General features: G+C 51.9%; 11 protein-coding genes, 6 tRNA genes and 3 rRNA genes. 1 reads left to right on the forward strand and 19 read right to left on the reverse strand.

All coding sequences use genetic code 11. The annotated features are described in order from the left end of the window. Positions 1 to 72 precede the first annotated feature (72 nt). From rpoB to ACX8ZY_RS18725, 12 genes are all read right to left on the reverse strand, one after another. Entirely contained in the window at positions 73 to 4,101 is a 4,029-nt protein-coding gene (rpoB, locus tag ACX8ZY_RS18670; RefSeq protein WP_010261046.1) for a DNA-directed RNA polymerase subunit beta, read from the reverse strand. 330 nt (positions 4,102 to 4,431) lie between these two features. Further along, positions 4,432 to 4,794, reverse strand: coding sequence for a 50S ribosomal protein L7/L12 (gene rplL / locus ACX8ZY_RS18675; RefSeq protein ID WP_008927142.1), 363 nt, complete (start codon positions 4,792 to 4,794; stop codon positions 4,432 to 4,434). Between the two features lie 65 nt (positions 4,795 to 4,859). Further along, on the reverse strand, positions 4,860 to 5,357 hold the full coding sequence (gene rplJ, locus ACX8ZY_RS18680) for a 50S ribosomal protein L10 (RefSeq protein WP_003848098.1): 498 nt from the start codon (positions 5,355 to 5,357) through the stop codon (positions 4,860 to 4,862). A gap of 365 nt (positions 5,358 to 5,722) precedes the next feature. Then, entirely contained in the window at positions 5,723 to 6,427 is a 705-nt protein-coding gene (rplA, locus tag ACX8ZY_RS18685) for a 50S ribosomal protein L1 (protein ID WP_010261038.1), read from the reverse strand. Between the two features lie 3 nt (positions 6,428 to 6,430). After that, positions 6,431 to 6,859, reverse strand: a complete 429-nt coding sequence (gene rplK, locus ACX8ZY_RS18690; RefSeq protein WP_006121495.1) for a 50S ribosomal protein L11 — start codon at positions 6,857 to 6,859, stop codon at positions 6,431 to 6,433. Between the two features lie 147 nt (positions 6,860 to 7,006). Continuing rightward, the gene (nusG, locus tag ACX8ZY_RS18695) at positions 7,007 to 7,552 is read right to left on the reverse strand and encodes a transcription termination/antitermination protein NusG (protein ID WP_003848088.1); all 546 of its coding nucleotides are present in this window, start codon (positions 7,550 to 7,552) and stop codon (positions 7,007 to 7,009) included. A gap of 1 nt (position 7,553) precedes the next feature. Beyond that, positions 7,554 to 7,937, reverse strand: a complete 384-nt coding sequence (gene secE / locus ACX8ZY_RS18700) for a preprotein translocase subunit SecE (protein ID WP_008927141.1) — start codon at positions 7,935 to 7,937, stop codon at positions 7,554 to 7,556. 231 nt (positions 7,938 to 8,168) lie between these two features. After that, positions 8,169 to 9,353, reverse strand: a complete 1,185-nt coding sequence (gene tuf / locus ACX8ZY_RS18705) for an elongation factor Tu (RefSeq protein WP_010261012.1) — start codon at positions 9,351 to 9,353, stop codon at positions 8,169 to 8,171. A 108-nt stretch (positions 9,354 to 9,461) separates the two neighbouring features. Further along, positions 9,462 to 9,537 (reverse strand) — tRNA-Thr (locus tag ACX8ZY_RS18710). A 5-nt stretch (positions 9,538 to 9,542) separates the two neighbouring features. Then, positions 9,543 to 9,617 (reverse strand) — tRNA-Gly (locus tag ACX8ZY_RS18715). 191 nt (positions 9,618 to 9,808) lie between these two features. Beyond that, positions 9,809 to 9,893: transfer RNA gene (locus ACX8ZY_RS18720), tRNA-Tyr, on the reverse strand. A 7-nt stretch (positions 9,894 to 9,900) separates the two neighbouring features. Next, positions 9,901 to 9,976, reverse strand: a tRNA-Thr gene (locus ACX8ZY_RS18725). Between the two features lie 777 nt (positions 9,977 to 10,753). On the opposite strand from ACX8ZY_RS18725, the gene coaA reads away from it, so the two are divergent. Beyond that, a complete protein-coding gene (coaA, locus tag ACX8ZY_RS18730; protein ID WP_010672227.1) occupies positions 10,754 to 11,701 on the forward strand; it encodes a type I pantothenate kinase in 948 nt (315 codons plus the stop codon). A 43-nt stretch (positions 11,702 to 11,744) separates the two neighbouring features. Here coaA and birA read toward each other — a convergent pair whose 3' ends face one another. The 7 genes from birA to ACX8ZY_RS18765 form a co-directional block, all read right to left on the reverse strand. Continuing rightward, positions 11,745 to 12,704 (reverse strand): bifunctional biotin--[acetyl-CoA-carboxylase] ligase/biotin operon repressor BirA, encoded by a 960-nt coding sequence (gene birA, locus ACX8ZY_RS18735; protein ID WP_010261004.1) that lies wholly within the window; start codon positions 12,702 to 12,704, stop codon positions 11,745 to 11,747. Beyond that, positions 12,701 to 13,738 carry a UDP-N-acetylmuramate dehydrogenase gene (murB, locus tag ACX8ZY_RS18740; RefSeq protein ID WP_158149661.1) on the reverse strand — a complete coding sequence of 346 codons (1,038 nt, stop codon included), beginning with the start codon at positions 13,736 to 13,738 and terminating at the stop codon, positions 12,701 to 12,703. The genes birA and murB overlap by 4 nt, the downstream gene beginning before the upstream one ends. 150 nt (positions 13,739 to 13,888) lie before the next feature. Next, positions 13,889 to 14,004 (reverse strand): 5S ribosomal RNA (gene rrf, locus ACX8ZY_RS18745). Between the two features lie 198 nt (positions 14,005 to 14,202). Beyond that, a 23S ribosomal RNA gene (locus ACX8ZY_RS18750) occupies positions 14,203 to 17,110 on the reverse strand. A gap of 209 nt (positions 17,111 to 17,319) precedes the next feature. Continuing rightward, positions 17,320 to 17,395, reverse strand: a tRNA-Ala gene (locus ACX8ZY_RS18755). Between the two features lie 146 nt (positions 17,396 to 17,541). Then, positions 17,542 to 17,618: transfer RNA gene (locus ACX8ZY_RS18760), tRNA-Ile, on the reverse strand. 74 nt (positions 17,619 to 17,692) lie between these two features. Further along, a 16S ribosomal RNA gene (locus tag ACX8ZY_RS18765) occupies positions 17,693 to 19,232 on the reverse strand. The 16S, 23S and 5S rRNA genes sit together here with 2 tRNA genes alongside, the layout of an rRNA operon. Positions 19,233 to 19,335: the final 103 nt, after the last annotated feature.

Below are 19,335 nucleotides of genomic sequence, written 5' to 3' on the forward strand. Positions count from 1 at the left end.
TAACCAGTACAATTGCGAGCGCTTTAAACCCTGCGCTTTCAGGCGGCGGCGAACCGCAGCCTGAAAAGGGGGTTACTCGTCTTCCAGCTCGATGTTGATACCCAGCGAGCGAATCTCTTTCAACAGTACGTTGAAGGATTCCGGCATGCCCGGTTCCATCTGATGGTTACCGTCAACGATGTTTTTATACATCTTGGTACGGCCGTTGACGTCATCAGACTTAACGGTAAGCATTTCCTGCAGGGTATACGCGGCACCATATGCTTCCAGTGCCCATACTTCCATCTCACCAAAGCGCTGACCACCGAACTGTGCCTTACCACCCAGCGGCTGCTGAGTAACCAGGCTGTAGGAACCGGTTGAACGTGCATGCATCTTGTCATCAACCAGGTGGTTGAGTTTCAGCATGTACATGTAGCCAACGGTTACCTGACGTTCGAACTGCTCACCGGTACGGCCGTCAAACAGGGTAATCTGACCGGAAGAAGGCAAGCCGCCGAGCTGCAGCAGCTCTTTGATTTCGCTCTCTTTCGCGCCATCAAACACCGGAGTGGCGATTGGCATACCTTTCTTCAGGTTCTCAGCCAGACGCAATACTTCGTCGTCGGAGAAGGTGTTCAGGTCAACTTTCTGACGCAGATCGCTACCCAGGTCATAGGCGCGCTGGATGAATTCGCGCAGTTTCGCGACGTCTTCCTGCTTTTTGAGCATGGCGTTGATCTTCTCGCCGATGCCTTTCGCTGCCATACCCAGGTGGGTTTCCAGAATCTGGCCGATGTTCATACGCGATGGTACGCCCAGCGGGTTCAGAACGATGTCAACCGGCGTGCCGTTTTCATCGTAAGGCATATCTTCGATCGGGTTGATCTTAGAGATAACACCTTTGTTACCGTGACGGCCTGCCATTTTGTCACCCGGCTGAATCTGACGCTTAACAGCCAGATAAACCTTGACGATTTTCAGCACGCCTGGTGCCAGATCATCGCCCTGGGTGATTTTACGACGCTTACCTTCGAGTTTTTTCTCAAACTCGTGCTTCAGCTCGTCGTACTGCTCTGCCAGCTGCTCCAGCTGGTTTTGCTTGGCTTCGTCAGTCAGACCCAGTTCCAGCCAGCGCTCGCGCGGCAGCTTGTCCAGTTTGTCTGCTTCAACGCCACCAGAAATCAATACGTTCTGGATACGGCTGAACAGACCCGCTTCCAGAATCTGCAGTTCTTCAGACAGGTCTTTCTTGGCCTGCTTCAGCTGCATCTCTTCAATTTCCAGCGCACGTTTGTCTTTTTCCACGCCATCGCGGGTAAAGACCTGAACGTCGATCACGGTGCCTGACACGCCATTCGGTACGCGCAGTGACGAATCTTTCACGTCAGAGGCTTTTTCACCGAAGATAGCGCGCAGCAGTTTCTCTTCTGGCGTCAGCTGGGTTTCACCTTTCGGCGTAACCTTACCAACCAGAATGTCGCCACCGGTTACTTCAGCACCGATGTAGACGATGCCTGACTCATCCAGTTTAGAGAGTGCAGCTTCACCCACGTTCGGGATATCAGCGGTAATCTCTTCCGGCCCCAGTTTGGTGTCACGCGACACGCAAGCCAGTTCCTGAATGTGGATAGTCGTAAAGCGATCTTCCTGAACCACACGCTCGGAGACCAGGATGGAGTCTTCGAAGTTGTAACCGTTCCACGGCATGAACGCTACGCGCATGTTCTGGCCCAGTGCCAGTTCACCCAGATCGGTGGACGGGCCATCTGCCAGCACGTCGCCGCGCTCAACCGGCTCACCCAGAGAAACACATGGCATCTGGTTGATGCAGGTGTTCTGGTTAGAACGGGTATATTTGGTCAGGTTATAGATGTCGATACCGGCTTCGCCAGCATGCATTTCGTCTTCGTTAACTTTGATAACGATACGTGATGCGTCGACGTACTGTACGGTACCGCCACGTTTGGCAACGGCAGTTACACCGGAGTCAACGGCAACAGCACGTTCCATACCCGTACCAACCAGCGGCTTATCAGCACGCAGAGTCGGAACGGCCTGACGTTGCATGTTCGCACCCATCAGGGCGCGGTTAGCATCATCGTGTTCCAGGAACGGGATCAGTGACGCACCGACAGAAACGATCTGTTGAGTCGAAACGTCCATGTAGTCAACCTGATCGCGGCTGAACAGACTTGATTCGCCTTTGCTACGGCAGGTGACCAGGTCATCAACAAACGCGCCGTTATCATCAAGAGGGGCGTTCGCCTGAGCGATAACGTAGTTACCCTCTTCGATAGCAGAGAGGTAGTGAATCTCGTCAGAAACCAGACCGTCGATAACACGGCGGTAAGGCGTCTCAAGGAAACCGTACTCGTTGGTCTGTGCATACACAGATAAGGAGTTGATCAGACCGATGTTCGGGCCTTCAGGGGTTTCGATTGGGCAGACACGACCGTAGTGCGTTGGGTGTACGTCACGCACTTCGAAGCCGGCACGCTCACGCGTCAAACCACCCGGGCCGAGAGCAGAGATACGACGTTTGTGCGTAATCTCTGACAGCGGGTTGTTCTGATCCATAAACTGAGAAAGCTGGCTGGAACCAAAGAACTCTTTCACCGCGGCCGAAATTGGCTTCGCGTTGATCATGTCCTGTGGCATCAGGGTATCAAGGTCGCCCAGTGACAGGCGCTCTTTCACCGCACGCTCAACACGTACCAGACCGACACGGAACTGGTTCTCAGCCATTTCACCGACTGAACGAATACGACGGTTACCGAGGTGGTCGATATCGTCCACTTCGCCTTTACCGTTACGGATGTCGATCAGCTTCTTCATCACTTCGATGATGTCATCTTTGCTCAGGATGCCTGAACCTTCGATTTCATCACGCAGCAATGAACGGTTGAACTTCATACGACCCACAGCAGAAAGATCGTAACGATCTTCAGAGAAGAACAGGTTCTCAAACAGGTTCTCTGCTGCTTCGCGTGTTGGTGGCTCACCAGGACGCATCATGCGGTAGATCTCAACCAGTGCGCTCAGACGATCGCTGGTTGGGTCGACACGCAGGGTCTCGGACATATATGGACCGTGGTCCAGATCGTTGGTGAACAGCGTTTCGATGCGCTTGTGACCGGACTGGCTCAGTTTGGCCAGCAGATCCAGTGACAGTTCCATGTTCGCTGCAATGATCAGCTCACCGGTGCTCTCATCGATGTAGTCTTTAGCGACCACTTTGCCCGCGATATATTCAACCGGAACTTCGATGTGCTGAATGCCATCTTTTTCCAGCTGACGGATATGGCGCGCAGTAATACGGCGTGCTTTTTCGACGTAGACGGTGCCGTTCGCTTCGATATCGAAGGTCGCAGTTTCACCGCGCAGGCGCTCAGGCACCAGCTCCATCTGCAGCTTGTTGTCGCGAATTTCAAACACCACTTTCTCGAAGAAGATATCGAGAATCTGAGGTGTAGTGAACTGCAACGCACGCAGGATGATAGTGGCCGGCAGCTTACGACGACGGTCAATACGGACAAACAGGTTATCTTTCGGGTCAAACTCAAAGTCGAGCCATGAACCGCGGTAAGGGATGATACGTGCGTTGTAGAGCACTTTACCCGATGAGTGGGTTTTACCCTTATCGCTATCAAAGAACACGCCAGGACTACGGTGCAGCTGAGAAACGATAACGCGCTCGGTACCATTGATAACAAAGGTACCATTGTCGGTCATGAGCGGAATTTCGCCCATGTAGACTTCTTGTTCTTTAATGTCTTTTACGGTGCCTTCTGGCGCTTCGCGCTCATAGACCACCAGACGCAGTTTCACGCGCAGCGGTGCCGAATAGGTCACGCCACGGATCTGACACTCTTTCACGTCAAAGACAGGTTCACCCAGGCGATAGCTGACATACTGCAACTCAGAGTTGCCGCTGTAGCTCGCAATAGGGAATACAGAGCGGAATGCAGCTTCCAGTCCGTACTGACCTTCTGGATCTTGCTCGATAAACTTCTGGAACGAGTCGAGCTGGATGGAAAGGAGATAAGGTATGTCCAGTACTTGCGGACGTTTACCAAAATCCTTACGAATACGTTTTTTCTCGGTATAGGAGTAAACCATAGGGTTCCTCAGCTAGCTGACAAGTCGACCCACGCTGTCCGTCCTGACAGGACAGTTCATGCAACACGATTTTGTTTGATTCACTGGCTGCGCAGCAGCAGTGCAATACCTCTTTCTATCACGCTTAAATCATTTCATCGCTGTTGCGAGGGCAGGGAACCCGCACAGGTAGAGCGGTATATTAAGTCGTCGATAGAGAAAGATATTGAAGAGTAACAATGGACAAACAGTGTGAAACCCCATTGAGACCCTGTAGCGCAAAAAGGCTGGTGACCAAAAAGTCACCAGCCATCAGCCTGAAACTACTCAGACTGCAACCCGAAGGCTGTCTTACTTAACTTCAACTTCAGCGCCAGCTTCTTTCAGAGCAGCTTCAAGTGCAGCTGCGTCATCTTTGCTGATCGCTTCTTTGATTACGCCAGTTGCTTCAACCAGATCTTTGGCTTCTTTCAGGCCCAGACCAGTTGCAGTACGTACGGCTTTGATTACTGCAACCTTGTTCGGGCCAACAGCTTTCAGGACTACGTCGAATTCAGTTTTTTCTTCAACAGCTTCAGCCGGGCCCGCAGCAACAGCTACAGCAGCAGCAGCAGAAACGCCGAATTTTTCTTCCATAGCAGAAACCAGCTCAACTACTTCCATTACGGACATCGCTGCAACAGCTTCCAGAATTTGGTCTTTAGTAATAGACATGACAATTGTTCCTAAGAATCAGAAAAAGTTTATACGTAAGCAAGTACGAAGAAAAGAAGATGGCCTTAAGCCGCTTCTTTTGCATCGCGTACAGCAGCCAGAGTGCGGACCAGTTTGCCGGCAGCGGCTTCTTTCATGGTCGACATCAGACGTGCCAGTGCTTCTTCGTAGGTCGGCAGCGTTGCCAGACGGTCAATATTGGCCGCCGTGATCAGCTCACCTTCAAAGGCTGCAGCTTTGACCTCAAATTTTGCATTCGCTTTCGCGAAATCTTTGAACAGACGAGCAGCAGCGCCCGGGTGTTCCATAGAATATGCAATCAGGGTCGGACCAACAAACGTGTCTTTCAGGCACTCAAACTGAGTTCCTTCAACGACGCGGCGCAGCAGGGTGTTACGAACAACACGCATGTAAACGCCAGCTTCACGGCCTGCTTTACGCAGTTCGGTCATTTTATCAACGGTAACGCCACGGGAATCCGCAACAACCGCTGAAAGCGCACCTTTGGCTACTTCGCTGACTTCAGCAACAATCGCTTGTTTGTCTTGAAGATTTAATGCCATTAGCTTTTGCTCCTGGATTTGACCGGGAAAGGATTTCCCCGGAACTCACTTCACTTACTCACCCCAAAGGGAAATAAGCGCTCGAACACGGTGAGCAGAATCCAGCTAAGAAAAAATTCTTTTGGTTCTGTCACCGTCTACGCAGGGTATTAAGCGGAATATCCGGAGATAAGCCGCTCCTGCGGTCTTGGACGGAGGCCAGGATAAGGCCTGGCTCCAACCTAAATTCTGTGCGACGCAGCAGAGTCAGAGGGAAAGGCGATACACGCAACAATCAGTTCTGGCTCTCTGGTGTCCTGTTCCGTTAATAACAGAACAACGGGCGTAAGATTCTAGGTGAATTTTTCGCCCGTTTCAAGCAGCAATTAGTTTGCTGTTGCGTTCAGACCAGCCTGGTCAACGGCAACGCCGGCGCCCATGGTGGTTGAAAGGCTAACTTTCTTGATGTACACGCCTTTCGCCTGAGATGGTTTTGCTTTTTTCAGCGCAACCAGCAGAGATTCCAGGTTTTCTTTCAGTTTGTCAGCGTCAAAGTCCACTTTACCGATGGTAGTGTGGATGATGCCGTTTTTGTCGTTACGATAACGAACCTGACCCGCTTTAGCGTTCTTAACCGCTTCAGCAACGTTAGGCGTTACAGTACCGACTTTCGGGTTTGGCATCAGGCCACGTGGACCCAGAATCTGGCCCAGCTGGCCAACAACGCGCATTGCATCCGGAGAAGCAATAACAACGTCAAAATTCATTTCGCCTTTCTTGATCTGATCAGCCAGGTCTTCCATGCCTACCAGCTCAGCGCCTGCTGCTTTAGCAGCTTCAGCGTTGGCGCCCTGGGCGAAGACAGCAACACGTACTGAACGACCAGTACCGTGTGGCAGAACGGTCGCGCCGCGAACGTTCTGATCAGATTTACGTGCATCAATGCCGAGGTTGACAGCAACGTCAACGCTTTCAACGAACTTGGCAGTAGCCAGTTCTTTCAGCAGAGCAACAGCTTCAGCAATATCATACTGCTTGGTCGCGTCAACTTTGTCGCGAATTACGGTCATGCGCTTGGTCAGCTTAGCCATTTCTTAGTCCTCTACTACCAGGCCCATGGAACGAGCAGTACCTTCGATTGAGCGAGTCATCGCTTCAACGTCAGAACCAGTCATGTCCGCAGCTTTGGTTTCTGCGATTTCACGTACCTGAGCACGAGTCACTTTACCGACTTTATCTTTGTTCGGCTTACCAGAACCAGACTTGATGCCCGCTGCTTTTTTCAGCAGTACGGCAGCCGGAGGCGTTTTGGTAATGAAGGTAAAAGAACGGTCGCTGTATACGGTGATAACAACAGGAGTCGGCAGACCTTTTTCCAGAGATTCGGTCTTAGCGTTGAACGCTTTGCAGAATTCCATGATGTTAACACCCTGCTGACCCAGAGCTGGACCAACCGGTGGACTTGGGTTCGCCATACCAGCTGCAACCTGCAGCTTGACGTAGGCTTGGACTTTCTTAGCCATGATATTTCCTCAATTGGGTTATAGCGCCTGTAAAGGCTCCCCGTGATAACGATTTACACGCTGTTGCCAGCGCATAAAAACAAAAGGCGCGAAATTGTAGTTAAATTTCGCGCCTGCTGCAACAGCTAATTTGTGAGCGGAAAGAGGTTAACCTTTCTCCACCTGACCGAAGTCGAGCTCAACCGGCGTCGCACGTCCAAAGATGGAAACGGATACCGTCAGGCGGCTCTTCTCGTAATCCACATCTTCAACCACACCGTTAAAGTCAGCAAAAGGACCGTCATTAACGCGAACCATTTCACCTGGCTCAAACAGCGTTTTCGGACGAGGCTTGTCGCCGACCTGCTGCAGACGGTTCATGATCGCATCAACTTCTTTATCGCTGATAGGTGCCGGACGGTCAGATGTACCGCCGATGAAACCCATCACGCGTGGGACGCTGCGTACCAGGTGCCAGCTGGCGTCATTCATCACCATCTGAACCAGTACGTATCCCGGGAAAAACTTGCGCTCGCTCTTACGACGCTGGCCACCACGAATTTCAACGACTTCTTCAGTCGGAACCATGACGTCGCCAAACAGCTCTTCCATGTTGTGCAATTTGATATGCTCGCGCAGCGATTGTGCTACGCGGCCTTCAAAACCGGAAAACGCCTGTACGACGTACCAGCGTTTCTTTGGAGCTTCAGACATCTCAGAACCTCAGGCCAGTGATAAACGATACCAGACGGACCAGAATACCATCCAGCCCCCACAAAATCAGTGACATCACGGCAGTAACCGCGGCAACGATTAACGTGGTGTGCAGCGTTTCCTGGCGGGTTGGCCAGATAACCTTACGCATTTCTGTTCTTGCTTCACGAGCAAAAGCCACGGTCGCTTTGCCTTTGGTCGTTAAAAGCGCAATGCCGCCAGCCGCTGCAATCAGTACAACTACGGCTAAAGCACGCAGTGGCAGTGACACATCACGATAGAGGTAGTTACCTACAATCGCTGCAAGCAGCAGTAACACGACTACTACCCACTTTACCGCTTCCAGGCCACGCCCGCTCCCTTGAGCTTCGGTATTCGCACTCATAAACCAACCTGCCACAATAATTCAGAAACTATTCTGCCCCGCAGTGCGAGGCGTCCAAACCGAATGAGCTTTTGGGGCGTAACTCGGTATCCAACGCCGCATAACAGAGCCTGTCTCAGCAATGATTATGATTCAAAAAATCACTGATGAGCCAGGTTCTATGAAACAGCGTGCAAAAAGGGCATCAAATGATGCCCTTTCCGTGTGCATTGCGTCAAACGTTATCGGTAATTATGCGATAACTTTAGCAACAACACCCGCGCCAACGGTACGGCCGCCTTCGCGGATTGCGAAGCGCAGACCTTCGTCCATTGCGATTGGGTGGATCAGGGTAACAACCATTTTGATGTTGTCGCCTGGCATGACCATCTCAACGCCTTCTGGCAGCTCTACTGAACCGGTTACGTCAGTTGTACGGAAGTAGAACTGTGGACGATAGCCTTTGAAGAACGGAGTATGGCGGCCACCTTCGTCTTTAGACAGAACGTAAACTTCTGACTCGAACTGGGTGTGCGGCTTGATTGAGCCTGGCTTAGCCAGAACCTGGCCACGCTGGATGTCTTCACGCTTGATACCGCGCAGCAGAACACCACAGTTTTCGCCTGCCTGACCCTGGTCCAGCAGCTTACGGAACATCTCAACACCGGTACAGGTTGATTTCGCAGTATCTTTGATACCCACGATTTCAACTTCGTCGCCGACTTTAACGATGCCGCGCTCAACACGACCGGTTACAACGGTACCACGGCCAGAGATTGAGAATACGTCTTCGATTGGCAGCAGGAACGGCATGTCGATCGCACGGACTGGATCCGGGATGTAGTTGTCCAGGTGTTCAGCCAGCTCAACGATTTTTGCTTCCCACTCAGGAACGCCTTCCAGCGCTTTCAGAGCAGAACCACGAACGATTGGGGTGTCATCGCCTGGGAAGTCGTACTGTGACAGCAGGTCACGTACTTCCATCTCTACCAGTTCCAGCAGCTCTTCATCATCAACCATGTCACACTTGTTCAGGAACACGATGATGTAAGGAACGCCAACCTGACGACCCAGCAGGATGTGCTCACGGGTCTGTGGCATTGGGCCATCAGTCGCAGCAACAACCAGGATCGCGCCGTCCATCTGCGCAGCACCGGTGATCATGTTTTTCACATAGTCGGCGTGGCCTGGGCAGTCAACGTGAGCGTAGTGACGTGCAGCAGTCTCATACTCAACGTGTGCGGTGTTGATGGTGATACCGCGGGCTTTTTCTTCAGGCGTGCTGTCGATCTGATCGAATGCACGAGCCTGGCCGCCGTTGGTTTTAGCCAGTACGGTAGTGATAGCTGCAGTCAGGGTGGTTTTACCGTGGTCAACGTGACCGATGGTGCCCACGTTTACGTGCAGTTTGTTACGTTGAAATTGCTCTTTAGCCATCGCTAGTCCCTCTAAGACACGGATATATCAATGATATCATCACATTAACCAGGCAATGCCTGACTGCAAGGAAGTTACAGAGAAAATCAGGAGGGAGATTAAAGGAAGTGGTGCTGATACCCAGAGTCGAACTGGGGACCTCACCCTTACCAAGGGTGCGCTCTACCAACTGAGCCATATCAGCACATCTGGAGCGGGCAGCGGGAATCGAACCCGCATCATCAGCTTGGAAGGCTGAGGTAATAGCCATTATACGATGCCCGCATCCTGGAACTCGGCTACCTGTTCTTTCTGTAGCTTGCAGATAACAGAGATGTTTCTCTATTATCTACTGCCTGTCAGCGAAGCTGACCGACTTTGACTTCGCTAACGCTCAGTCTGAATTCAGGGTGATAAGTGACTCACCTGACAGATAAACAGGTTGTTTATCTGCGTACCCAACCGCGAGGTTGAGATGGTGGTGGGAGAAGGATTCGAACCTTCGAAGTCTGTGACGGCAGATTTACAGTCTGCTCCCTTTGGCCGCTCGGGAATCCCACCTACTTGATGGTGCCGGCTACCGGAATCGAACTGGTGACCTACTGATTACAAGTCAGTTGCTCTACCAACTGAGCTAAGCCGGCATCAAGTGGAGCGCATTCTAGGAAGGTCGGGCTCTGGATGCAACTAAAAAATCGCTTATTTTTTTCTATCGCTTACTATTTGTGCAAATCATCGCATTTTAGTGTTTTTGTGCAGAATATTTGTGCAATCTGGTCCTGTTTTCATAGGATCAGTCAGCCCGCGCTAATGCCTCACGCCTCTCCCTGGGTCGCTTTTCAGCAGGTAAATGATCTGCAGGCAGTATTTTTATTTCACACGCCTGTACCGAACGATGCTTTTTTGACCTCGCCTGCGCTTTTTTTTCATGTGCAGGCACTTTTCTGTAGAAAGCAGGCCTGTTTTGACATGCGTGTCCCTTATGTCGGTACGACGATGACCAGGCGTGCAGCCTTTCAAAATGACTCTACGCCGTTGTTCGTTTGCTGAAGTTCTTATGGGACATATTGAATCTGTACCGCATCAGCCTCTCTCTATGCCCTTATAGCGGCGTTTTGTCATTCAGACGTTGTCAGATGTAAAAAGCAGATAAAAGCCGCACATGCGCTGTGATGACCTGCAATATCATAAACAACGATAAAGCAGTAAAAATTAAAGCCACCATGATGTTTTGTGGGTATGCCGACGAAAGCGAGATCACGTTTATCTTTTTACTTCTGTTAAAAGCCATACTGGTGATACCCTCCAGCCCATTGTTCTCACTGATAAACCAGCGATTCGTGATTCACTTCACCTGTGCTGTCCTGCTTATCGGATAACACGCGGTTGATAGCCATGAATTTGCGGTCAGATGCATGCTTATGGATAAAACGACCCCCCTGACAACGCCTTATTTAGAGTTCACTCGTGAGCAATGGGCTGCATTACGTGATTCCGTTCCTATGACGCTGTCAGAGGAAGAGATCGCGCAGCTGGAGGGCATCAACGAGGATCTCTCGCTGGAGGAAGTAGCGGAAATTTATCTGCCACTTTCGCGTCTGCTTAATTTTTATATAAGTTCTAACGTACGCCGGCAGGCTGTACTGGAGCAATTTCTGGGCACCAATGGCCAGAAAATCCCCTATATCATCAGTATTGCGGGTAGCGTAGCGGTCGGTAAAAGCACGACTGCGCGTGTCTTGCAGGCTTTGCTCAGCCGCTGGCCTGAACATCGCAAAGTCGAATTGATCACTACTGATGGCTTCCTTCATCCTAATGCCGTGCTGAAAGAGCGTGGGTTAATGAAGAAAAAAGGATTCCCGCAATCCTACGATATGCACCGGTTGGTCAATTTCGTCTCCGATTTGAAGTCGGGAGCCAGTCAGGTGACTGCTCCGGTCTATTCACATCTGATTTATGATGTCATCCCTGATGGCGATAAAGTGATACAGCAGCCTGATATTCTGATTCTGGAAGGTCTGAATGTATTACAGAGTGGAATGGACTATCCCCACGATCCCCATCATGTCTTTGTTTCAGACTTCGTCGATTTTTCTATCTATGTTGATGCAGAGGAAGATCTCCTGCAAAGCTGGTATATCAATCGATTCCTGAAATTCCGCCAGGGCGCATTTACCAATCCGGACTCCTATTTCCATCATTACGCCCAGCTTTCAGAAGCAGAAGCGGTTGAAATTGCTGGTAATTTGTGGAAAGAGATTAACTGGCTTAACCTGCAGGAAAATATCCTGCCGACGCGCGAACGAGCCAGCCTGATTATGACCAAAAGTGGCGATCATGCAGTCGATAAGGTTCGCTTGCGTAAATAACTGCTGTCATAAAAAAGCCTGCGCTGCTGCAGGCTTTTTTTACTCAGACAGGACGCAGTGATATTTCTCCACCCACCCAGGCTTTTATTTCGCCATCCTGTTCCAGTAACAGGCCACCCTGGCTGTCTACGCCTCGCGCAATACCATGGACCTCACGTTCACCGATAAGCAGCTTAACCGGCCGGTTAATAAAGTTATCCAGCGCAGCCCAGCGTGCGACAAACGGGGTTAATCCCTCCTGCTCAAAGAGCGGCAGAGCTTCGCGCAGACTGTTGATCAGACGTGCCGCAAGCTCATTGCGGTTTACCGTTACCCCGGCCTCCTGCAGGTTAATCCAGCCCTGATTAATCTGTGATGCATCGGCTGTTCGCATCGCCAGGTTAATCCCTGCACCAATCACGATCTGCGCAGCATCGCCGGTTTTACCTGTCAGTTCGACCAGAATACCCGCCAGTTTACGATCGTTAAGGTAAATATCATTGGGCCATTTTACGCGGACATCGTCGGCCCCTAATGAACGTAATGTCTCAGCCATGATAATGCCAATTACCAGGCTCAGGCCCATCGCCGCTGCCGGCCCCTGCTCCAGACGCCAGTACATAGACATATAGAGGTTAGCGCCAAAGGGCGAAAACCACTGACGCCCACGACGGCCGCGACCTGCCTGCTGATATTCCGCAATGCAGGCAGCACCCGACTCCATTTCATGCATACGTTCCAGCAGGTACTGATTTGTGGAATCAATCACCGGGATTACCGAGACGTTACCCTGCGTAACCTGTGAGAGTATCGCCTGCTCATCCAGCAGCTGTATCGGGGCAGAGAGACTGTAACCTTTACCTGTCACGGTATAGACGTCAAGACCCCAGCTTTTTAACGTCTGGATATGCTTATTTATGGCTGCGCGACTCATGCCCAGCGTTTCACCCAGTTGCTCACCGGAATGAAACTCACCATCCGATAAGATATCAACCAGCTTTAGCGGAACATTATGGTCTTTCATGCGATCACCCCGACGGCATTACACTCACCCTGCGCCTGAATAAAGCGCACTTCGGGCTCAAGCCAGACATCAAATTTTTCACCAACCTGAGCGCGTACGGTTTTTGCCAGCGCAACGATATCGCCGGGTGTGGCATTTTCAGCGTTGATCAGCACCAGTGCCTGTTGCTGGTGAACTGCCGCGCCCCCGATGCGATACCCCTTTAGCTGGCACTGCTCGATAAGCCATCCTGCTGCCAGTTTGATTTCACCATTTGGCATCAGATAGTGTGGCATAGCCGGAAAATGCGTCAGTAGTGAGCTGCACTGCGCCTCGGTGACGACAGGATTTTTAAAAAAGCTGCCTACATTACCGGTGACTTTCGGATCGGGTAATTTGCTCTGCCGCATCTGGCATACCGCGTGATAGACATCCCAGGCATTGGCCGTCACCGGATTGAGCGTTTTCAGATCGCCGTAGGTTAATACCGGTTGCCATTGCTTAGGCAATATTATCCCGACTGCGACGATGACATAGCCTGACTGGTAGTGATGTTTAAAAATGCTGTCACGATAGCCAAACTCACAGGCTTCACGATCGAGACGTTCTGTCTGACCACTGTGCAGATTAAGTACATCCACGTATTCGCAGACGTCTTTTAATTCCACGCCATAAGCACCTATGTTCTGAATCGGTGCCGAACCGGTCATACCAGGGATCAACGCCAGATTTTCCAGGCCTGTGATCCCTTTTTCCAGCGTGCTTTTAACCAGCTGATGCCAGTTCTCACCTGCCCCAACGTGCAATTTCCAGCACTCATATTCATCCTGAATTTTGATGCCTTTGATGCGGTTCAGCACCACTGTACCGGCAAAATCTTCCAGGAAGAGGACATTGCTGCCTTCACCGAGCACAAGGAAAGGCGTTTGATCACTCTGGCTGGCCTGCCATGCTGCCAGAATGGCGGCTGGCGTCTCGGCGACGATGCGTTTCTGTGTATGTACTTCAAGCCCAAGCGTATTGTCGGCTTTTAAGGAGGGATGCTGGCTGGACATTTGACGGCCTTTACTGAGTTATCTGGCCGTAGTTTACCGTATCAGAGAGGGGTTCTCAGGCTGTTTTCGGGGGTTATGATGAGGTTTTTCACGATCTGCAGACGTAAAAAAGCCCCGCACTTCCGTGCGGGGCTTCTTCACTTGTTTAATGCCTGGCAGTTCCCTACTCTCGCATGGGGAGACCCCACACTACCATCGGCGCTACGGCGTTTCACTTCTGAGTTCGGCATGGGGTCAGGTGGGACCACCGCGCTAAAGCCGCCAGGCAAATCTTGGTGCACGAAACGAATCTTTTACGCCATGACCGCGTTGCCATCGCTCAGCCACACCGGTCACATACTTCAGTATGCTCCCGCTGACGTCCTCGCTCTGCGCCTTGTCATGCCGCAAAATCTTTCGTTTCCGCTAATTTTTATCCGGTACAGGCTGAAAATTGTGTCTCTCAAAAACGCCTCTGGCGTTGTAAGGTTAAGCCTCACGGGTCATTAGTACCGGTTAGCTCAACGCATCGCTGCGCTTACACACCCGGCCTATCAACGTCGTAGTCTTCAACGTCCCTTCAGGACTCTCAAGGAGTCAGGGAGAACTCATCTCGGGGCAAGTTTCGTGCTTAGATGCTTTCAGCACTTATCTTTTCCGCACTTAGCTACCGGGCAATGCCATTGGCATGACAACCCGAACACCAGTGGTGCGTTCACTCCGGTCCTCTCGTACTAGGAGCAACCCCCCTCAATTCTCCAGCGCCCACGGCAGATAGGGACCGAACTGTCTCACGACGTTCTAAACCCAGCTCGCGTACCACTTTAAACGGCGAACAGCCGTACCCTTGGGACCTACTTCAGCCCCAGGATGTGATGAGCCGACATCGAGGTGCCAAACACCGCCGTCGATATGAACTCTTGGGCGGTATCAGCCTGTTATCCCCGGAGTACCTTTTATCCGTTGAGCGATGGCCCTTCCATTCAGAACCACCGGATCACTATGACCTGCTTTCGCACCTGCTCGAGCCGTCACTCTCGCAGTCAAGCCAGCTTATGCCATTGCACTAACCTCACGATGTCCGACCGTGATTAGCTGACCTTCGTGCTCCTCCGTTACTCTTTAGGAGGAGACCGCCCCAGTCAAACTACCCACCAGACACTGTCCGCAGCCCGGATCACGGGCCTACGTTAGAACATCAAACATTAAAGGGTGGTATTTCAAGGTTGGCTCCACGCAGACTGGCGTCCGCGCTTCAAAGCCTCCCACCTATCCTACACATCAAGGCTCAATGTTCAGTGTCAAGCTGTAGTAAAGGTTCACGGGGTCTTTCCGTCTTGCCGCGGGTACACTGCATCTTCACAGCGAGTTCAATTTCACTGAGTCTCGGGTGGAGACAGCCTGGCCATCATTACGCCATTCGTGCAGGTCGGAACTTACCCGACAAGGAATTTCGCTACCTTAGGACCGTTATAGTTACGGCCGCCGTTTACCGGGGCTTCGATCAAGAGCTTCTCCTTGCGGATAACCCCATCAATTAACCTTCCGGCACCGGGCAGGCGTCACACCGTATACGTCCACTTTCGTGTTTGCACAGTGCTGTGTTTTTAATAAACAGTTGCAGCCAGCTGGTATCTTCGACTGGCTTCGGCTCGGGGAGCAAGTCCCTCCACCTACGCGCCAGCGTGCCTTCTCCCGAAGTTACGGCACCATTTTGCCTAGTTCCTTCACCCGAGTTCTCTCAAGCGCCTTGGTATTCTCTACCTGACCACCTGTGTCGGTTTGGGGTACGATTCTGTGTTACCTGATGCTTAGAGGCTTTTCCTGGAAGCTGGGCATTTATCACTTCAGCACCGTAGTGCCTCGTCGTCACGCCTCAGCGTTAATAAGGGACCGGATTTACCTGGACCCTCCGCCTACACGCTTAAACCGGGACAACCGTCGCCCGGCTGATATAGCCTTCTCCGTCCCCCCTTCGCAGTAACACCGAGTACAGGAATATTAACCTGTTTCCCATCGACTACGCCTTTCGGCCTCGCCTTAGGGGTCGACTCACCCTGCTCCGATTAACGTTGAACAGGAACCCTTGGTCTTCCGGCGAGCGGGCTTTTCACCCGCTTTATCGTTACTTATGTCAGCATTCGCACTTCTGATACCTCCAGCATGCCTCACAGCACACCTTCGACGGCTTACAGAACGCTCCCCTACCCAACAACACATAGTGTCGCTGCCGCAGCTTCGGTGCATGGTTTAGCCCCGTTACATCTTCCGCGCAGGCCGACTCGACCAGTGAGCTATTACGCTTTCTTTAAATGATGGCTGCTTCTAAGCCAACATCCTGGCTGTCTGTGCCTTCCCACATCGTTTCCCACTTAACCATGACTTTGGGACCTTAGCTGGCGGTCTGGGTTGTTTCCCTCTTCACGACGGACGTTAGCACCCGCCGTGTGTCTCCCGTGATAACATTCTTCGGTATTCGCAGTTTGCATCGGGTTGGTAAGCCGGGATGGCCCCCTAGCCGAAACAGTGCTCTACCCCCGAAGATGAGTTCACGAGGCGCTACCTAAATAGCTTTCGGGGAGAACCAGCTATCTCCCGGTTTGATTGGCCTTTCACCCCCAGCCACAGGTCATCCGCTAATTTTTCAACATTAGTCGGTTCGGTCCTCCAGTTAGTGTTACCCAACCTTCAACCTGCCCATGGCTAGATCACCGGGTTTCGGGTCTATACCCTGCAACTTAACGCCCAGTTAAGACTCGGTTTCCCTGCGGCTCCCCTATACGGTTAACCTTGCTACAGAATATAAGTCGCTGACCCATTATACAAAAGGTACGCAGTCACCCCCATAAAGAAGGCTCCCACTGCTTGTACGTACACGGTTTCAGGTTCTGTTTCACTCCCCTCGCCGGGGTTCTTTTCGCCTTTCCCTCACGGTACTGGTTCACTATCGGTCAGTCAGGAGTATTTAGCCTTGGAGGATGGTCCCCCCATATTCAGACAGGATACCACGTGTCCCGCCTTACTCATCGAGCTCACAGCATGTGTGTTTTTGTGTACGGGAGTATCACCCTGTACCCTGCGACTTTCCAGACGCTTCCACTAACACACAAGCTGATTCAGGCTCTGGGCTGCTCCCCGTTCGCTCGCCGCTACTGGGGGAATCTCGGTTGATTTCTTTTCCTCGGGGTACTTAGATGTTTCAGTTCCCCCGGTTCGCCTTGCAGCACTATGTATTCATGCTGCAATGATGCACAGAGTGCACCGGGTTTCCCCATTCGGACATCGACGGCTGTAGCGGTTCATATCACCTTACCGTCGCTTTACGCAGATTAGCACGTCCTTCATCGCCTCTGACTGCCTGGGCATCCACCGTGTACGCTTAGTCGCTTAACCTCACAACCCACAGGCGTTTTACAACGCTGCGAATTGCAAGCATTTGAGAGACTCGAACGCATCGCGTTGCCATTCCTTATTACGGAGGAATGGCGCGCTGCGTCGTTTCAATTTTCAGCTTGTTCCGGATTGTTAAAGAGCATAATACGTCGCAGCACACCGTCGCCGGTATGCTCTGAGGTATTTCAGAAAAAAACAGATAAACGGTATGGTGGAGCTAAGCGGGATCGAACCGCTGACCTCCTGCGTGCAAGGCAGGCGCTCTCCCAGCTGAGCTATAGCCCCATACAGTTACTGCAGAGACCACTACTACCACTCAACCGAGTTACATTCTTCAGGAGAAGGATGTAATTTCTTTTCAGGCAAGGCATGCGGAAGGGACGTTTACTCAGGTAAACGACCGCGCGCATAACGCAGCATGAGAAGAAATTTGGTAGGCCTGAGTGGACTTGAACCACCGACCTCACCCTTATCAGGGGTGCGCTCTAACCACCTGAGCTACAAGCCTGTAGAGGTTTTTTCTGCTCGTTACTTTTTTATCAGACAATCTGTGTGGACACTGCGCGGGAAGGTATCTTCAGGTAAGGAGGTGATCCAACCGCAGGTTCCCCTACGGTTACCTTGTTACGACTTCACCCCAGTCATGAATCACAAAGTGGTAAGCGCCCTCCCGAAGGTTAAGCTACCTACTTCTTTTGCAACCCACTCCCATGGTGTGACGGGCGGTGTGTACAAGGCCCGGGAACGTATTCACCGTGGCATTCTGATCCACGATTACTAGCGATTCCGACTTCACGGAGTCGAGTTGCAGACTCCGATCCGGACTACGACGCACTTTGTGAGGTCCGCTTGCTCTCGCGAGGTCGCTTCTCTTTGTATGCGCCATTGTAGCACGTGTGTAGCCCTACTCGTAAGGGCCATGATGACTTGACGTCATCCCCACCTTCCTCCGGTTTATCACCGGCAGTCTCCTTTGAGTTCCCGACCGAATCGCTGGCAACAAAGGATAAGGGTTGCGCTCGTTGCGGGACTTAACCCAACATTTCACAACACGAGCTGACGACAGCCATGCAGCACCTGTCTCACGGTTCCCGAAGGCACTAAGGCATCTCTGCCAAATTCCGTGGATGTCAAGAGTAGGTAAGGTTCTTCGCGTTGCATCGAATTAAACCACATGCTCCACCGCTTGTGCGGGCCCCCGTCAATTCATTTGAGTTTTAACCTTGCGGCCGTACTCCCCAGGCGGTCGACTTAACGCGTTAGCTCCGGAAGCCACTCCTCAAGGGAACAACCTCCAAGTCGACATCGTTTACGGCGTGGACTACCAGGGTATCTAATCCTGTTTGCTCCCCACGCTTTCGCACCTGAGCGTCAGTCTTTGTCCAGGGGGCCGCCTTCGCCACCGGTATTCCTCCAGATCTCTACGCATTTCACCGCTACACCTGGAATTCTACCCCCCTCTACAAGACTCAAGCCTGCCAGTTTCAAATGCAGTTCCCAGGTTAAGCCCGGGGATTTCACATCTGACTTAACAGACCGCCTGCGTGCGCTTTACGCCCAGTAATTCCGATTAACGCTTGCACCCTCCGTATTACCGCGGCTGCTGGCACGGAGTTAGCCGGTGCTTCTTCTGCGGGTAACGTCAATCGACGCGGTTATTAACCGCATCGCCTTCCTCCCCGCTGAAAGTACTTTACAACCCGAAGGCCTTCTTCATACACGCGGCATGGCTGCATCAGGCTTGCGCCCATTGTGCAATATTCCCCACTGCTGCCTCCCGTAGGAGTCTGGACCGTGTCTCAGTTCCAGTGTGGCTGGTCATCCTCTCAGACCAGCTAGGGATCGTCGCCTAGGTGGGCCATTACCCCGCCTACTAGCTAATCCCATCTGGGTTCATCCGATAGTGAGAGGCCCGAAGGTCCCCCTCTTTGGTCTTGCGACGTTATGCGGTATTAGCCACCGTTTCCAGTGGTTATCCCCCTCTATCGGGCAGATCCCCAGACATTACTCACCCGTCCGCCACTCGTCACCCGAGAGCAAGCTCTCTGTGCTACCGTCCGACTTGCATGTGTTAGGCCTGCCGCCAGCGTTCAATCTGAGCCATGATCAAACTCTTCAATTTAAGTTTGATTTGCTTAAACAAGTTAAGCGGTGCTCATCTGTAAAACGTCATAATGAATTTCATTATGTGTTCACTCGTGAGGCTTGATATTTTTTTACGTCCG

It is taken from the genome of Pantoea sp. XAF26B01_ASV70, assembly GCF_054512635.1.

Coding starts and splice junctions, on each gene's coding strand:
- rpoB (WP_010261046.1), bottom strand. CDS start 4,101: ATGGTTTACTCCTATACCGAGAAAAAACGTATTCGTAAGGATTTTGGT.
- rplL (WP_008927142.1), bottom strand. CDS start 4,794: ATGTCTATTACTAAAGACCAAATTCTGGAAGCTGTTGCAGCGATGTCC.
- rplJ (WP_003848098.1), bottom strand. CDS start 5,357: ATGGCATTAAATCTTCAAGACAAACAAGCGATTGTTGCTGAAGTCAGC.
- rplA (WP_010261038.1), bottom strand. CDS start 6,427: ATGGCTAAGCTGACCAAGCGCATGACCGTAATTCGCGACAAAGTTGAC.
- rplK (WP_006121495.1), bottom strand. CDS start 6,859: ATGGCTAAGAAAGTCCAAGCCTACGTCAAGCTGCAGGTTGCAGCTGGT.
- nusG (WP_003848088.1), bottom strand. CDS start 7,552: ATGTCTGAAGCTCCAAAGAAACGCTGGTACGTCGTACAGGCGTTTTCC.
- secE (WP_008927141.1), bottom strand. CDS start 7,937: ATGAGTGCGAATACCGAAGCTCAAGGGAGCGGGCGTGGCCTGGAAGCG.
- tuf (WP_010261012.1), bottom strand. CDS start 9,353: ATGGCTAAAGAGCAATTTCAACGTAACAAACTGCACGTAAACGTGGGC.
- coaA (WP_010672227.1), top strand. CDS start 10,754: ATGGATAAAACGACCCCCCTGACAACGCCTTATTTAGAGTTCACTCGT.
- birA (WP_010261004.1), bottom strand. CDS start 12,704: ATGAAAGACCATAATGTTCCGCTAAAGCTGGTTGATATCTTATCGGAT.
- murB (WP_158149661.1), bottom strand. CDS start 13,738: ATGTCCAGCCAGCATCCCTCCTTAAAAGCCGACAATACGCTTGGGCTT.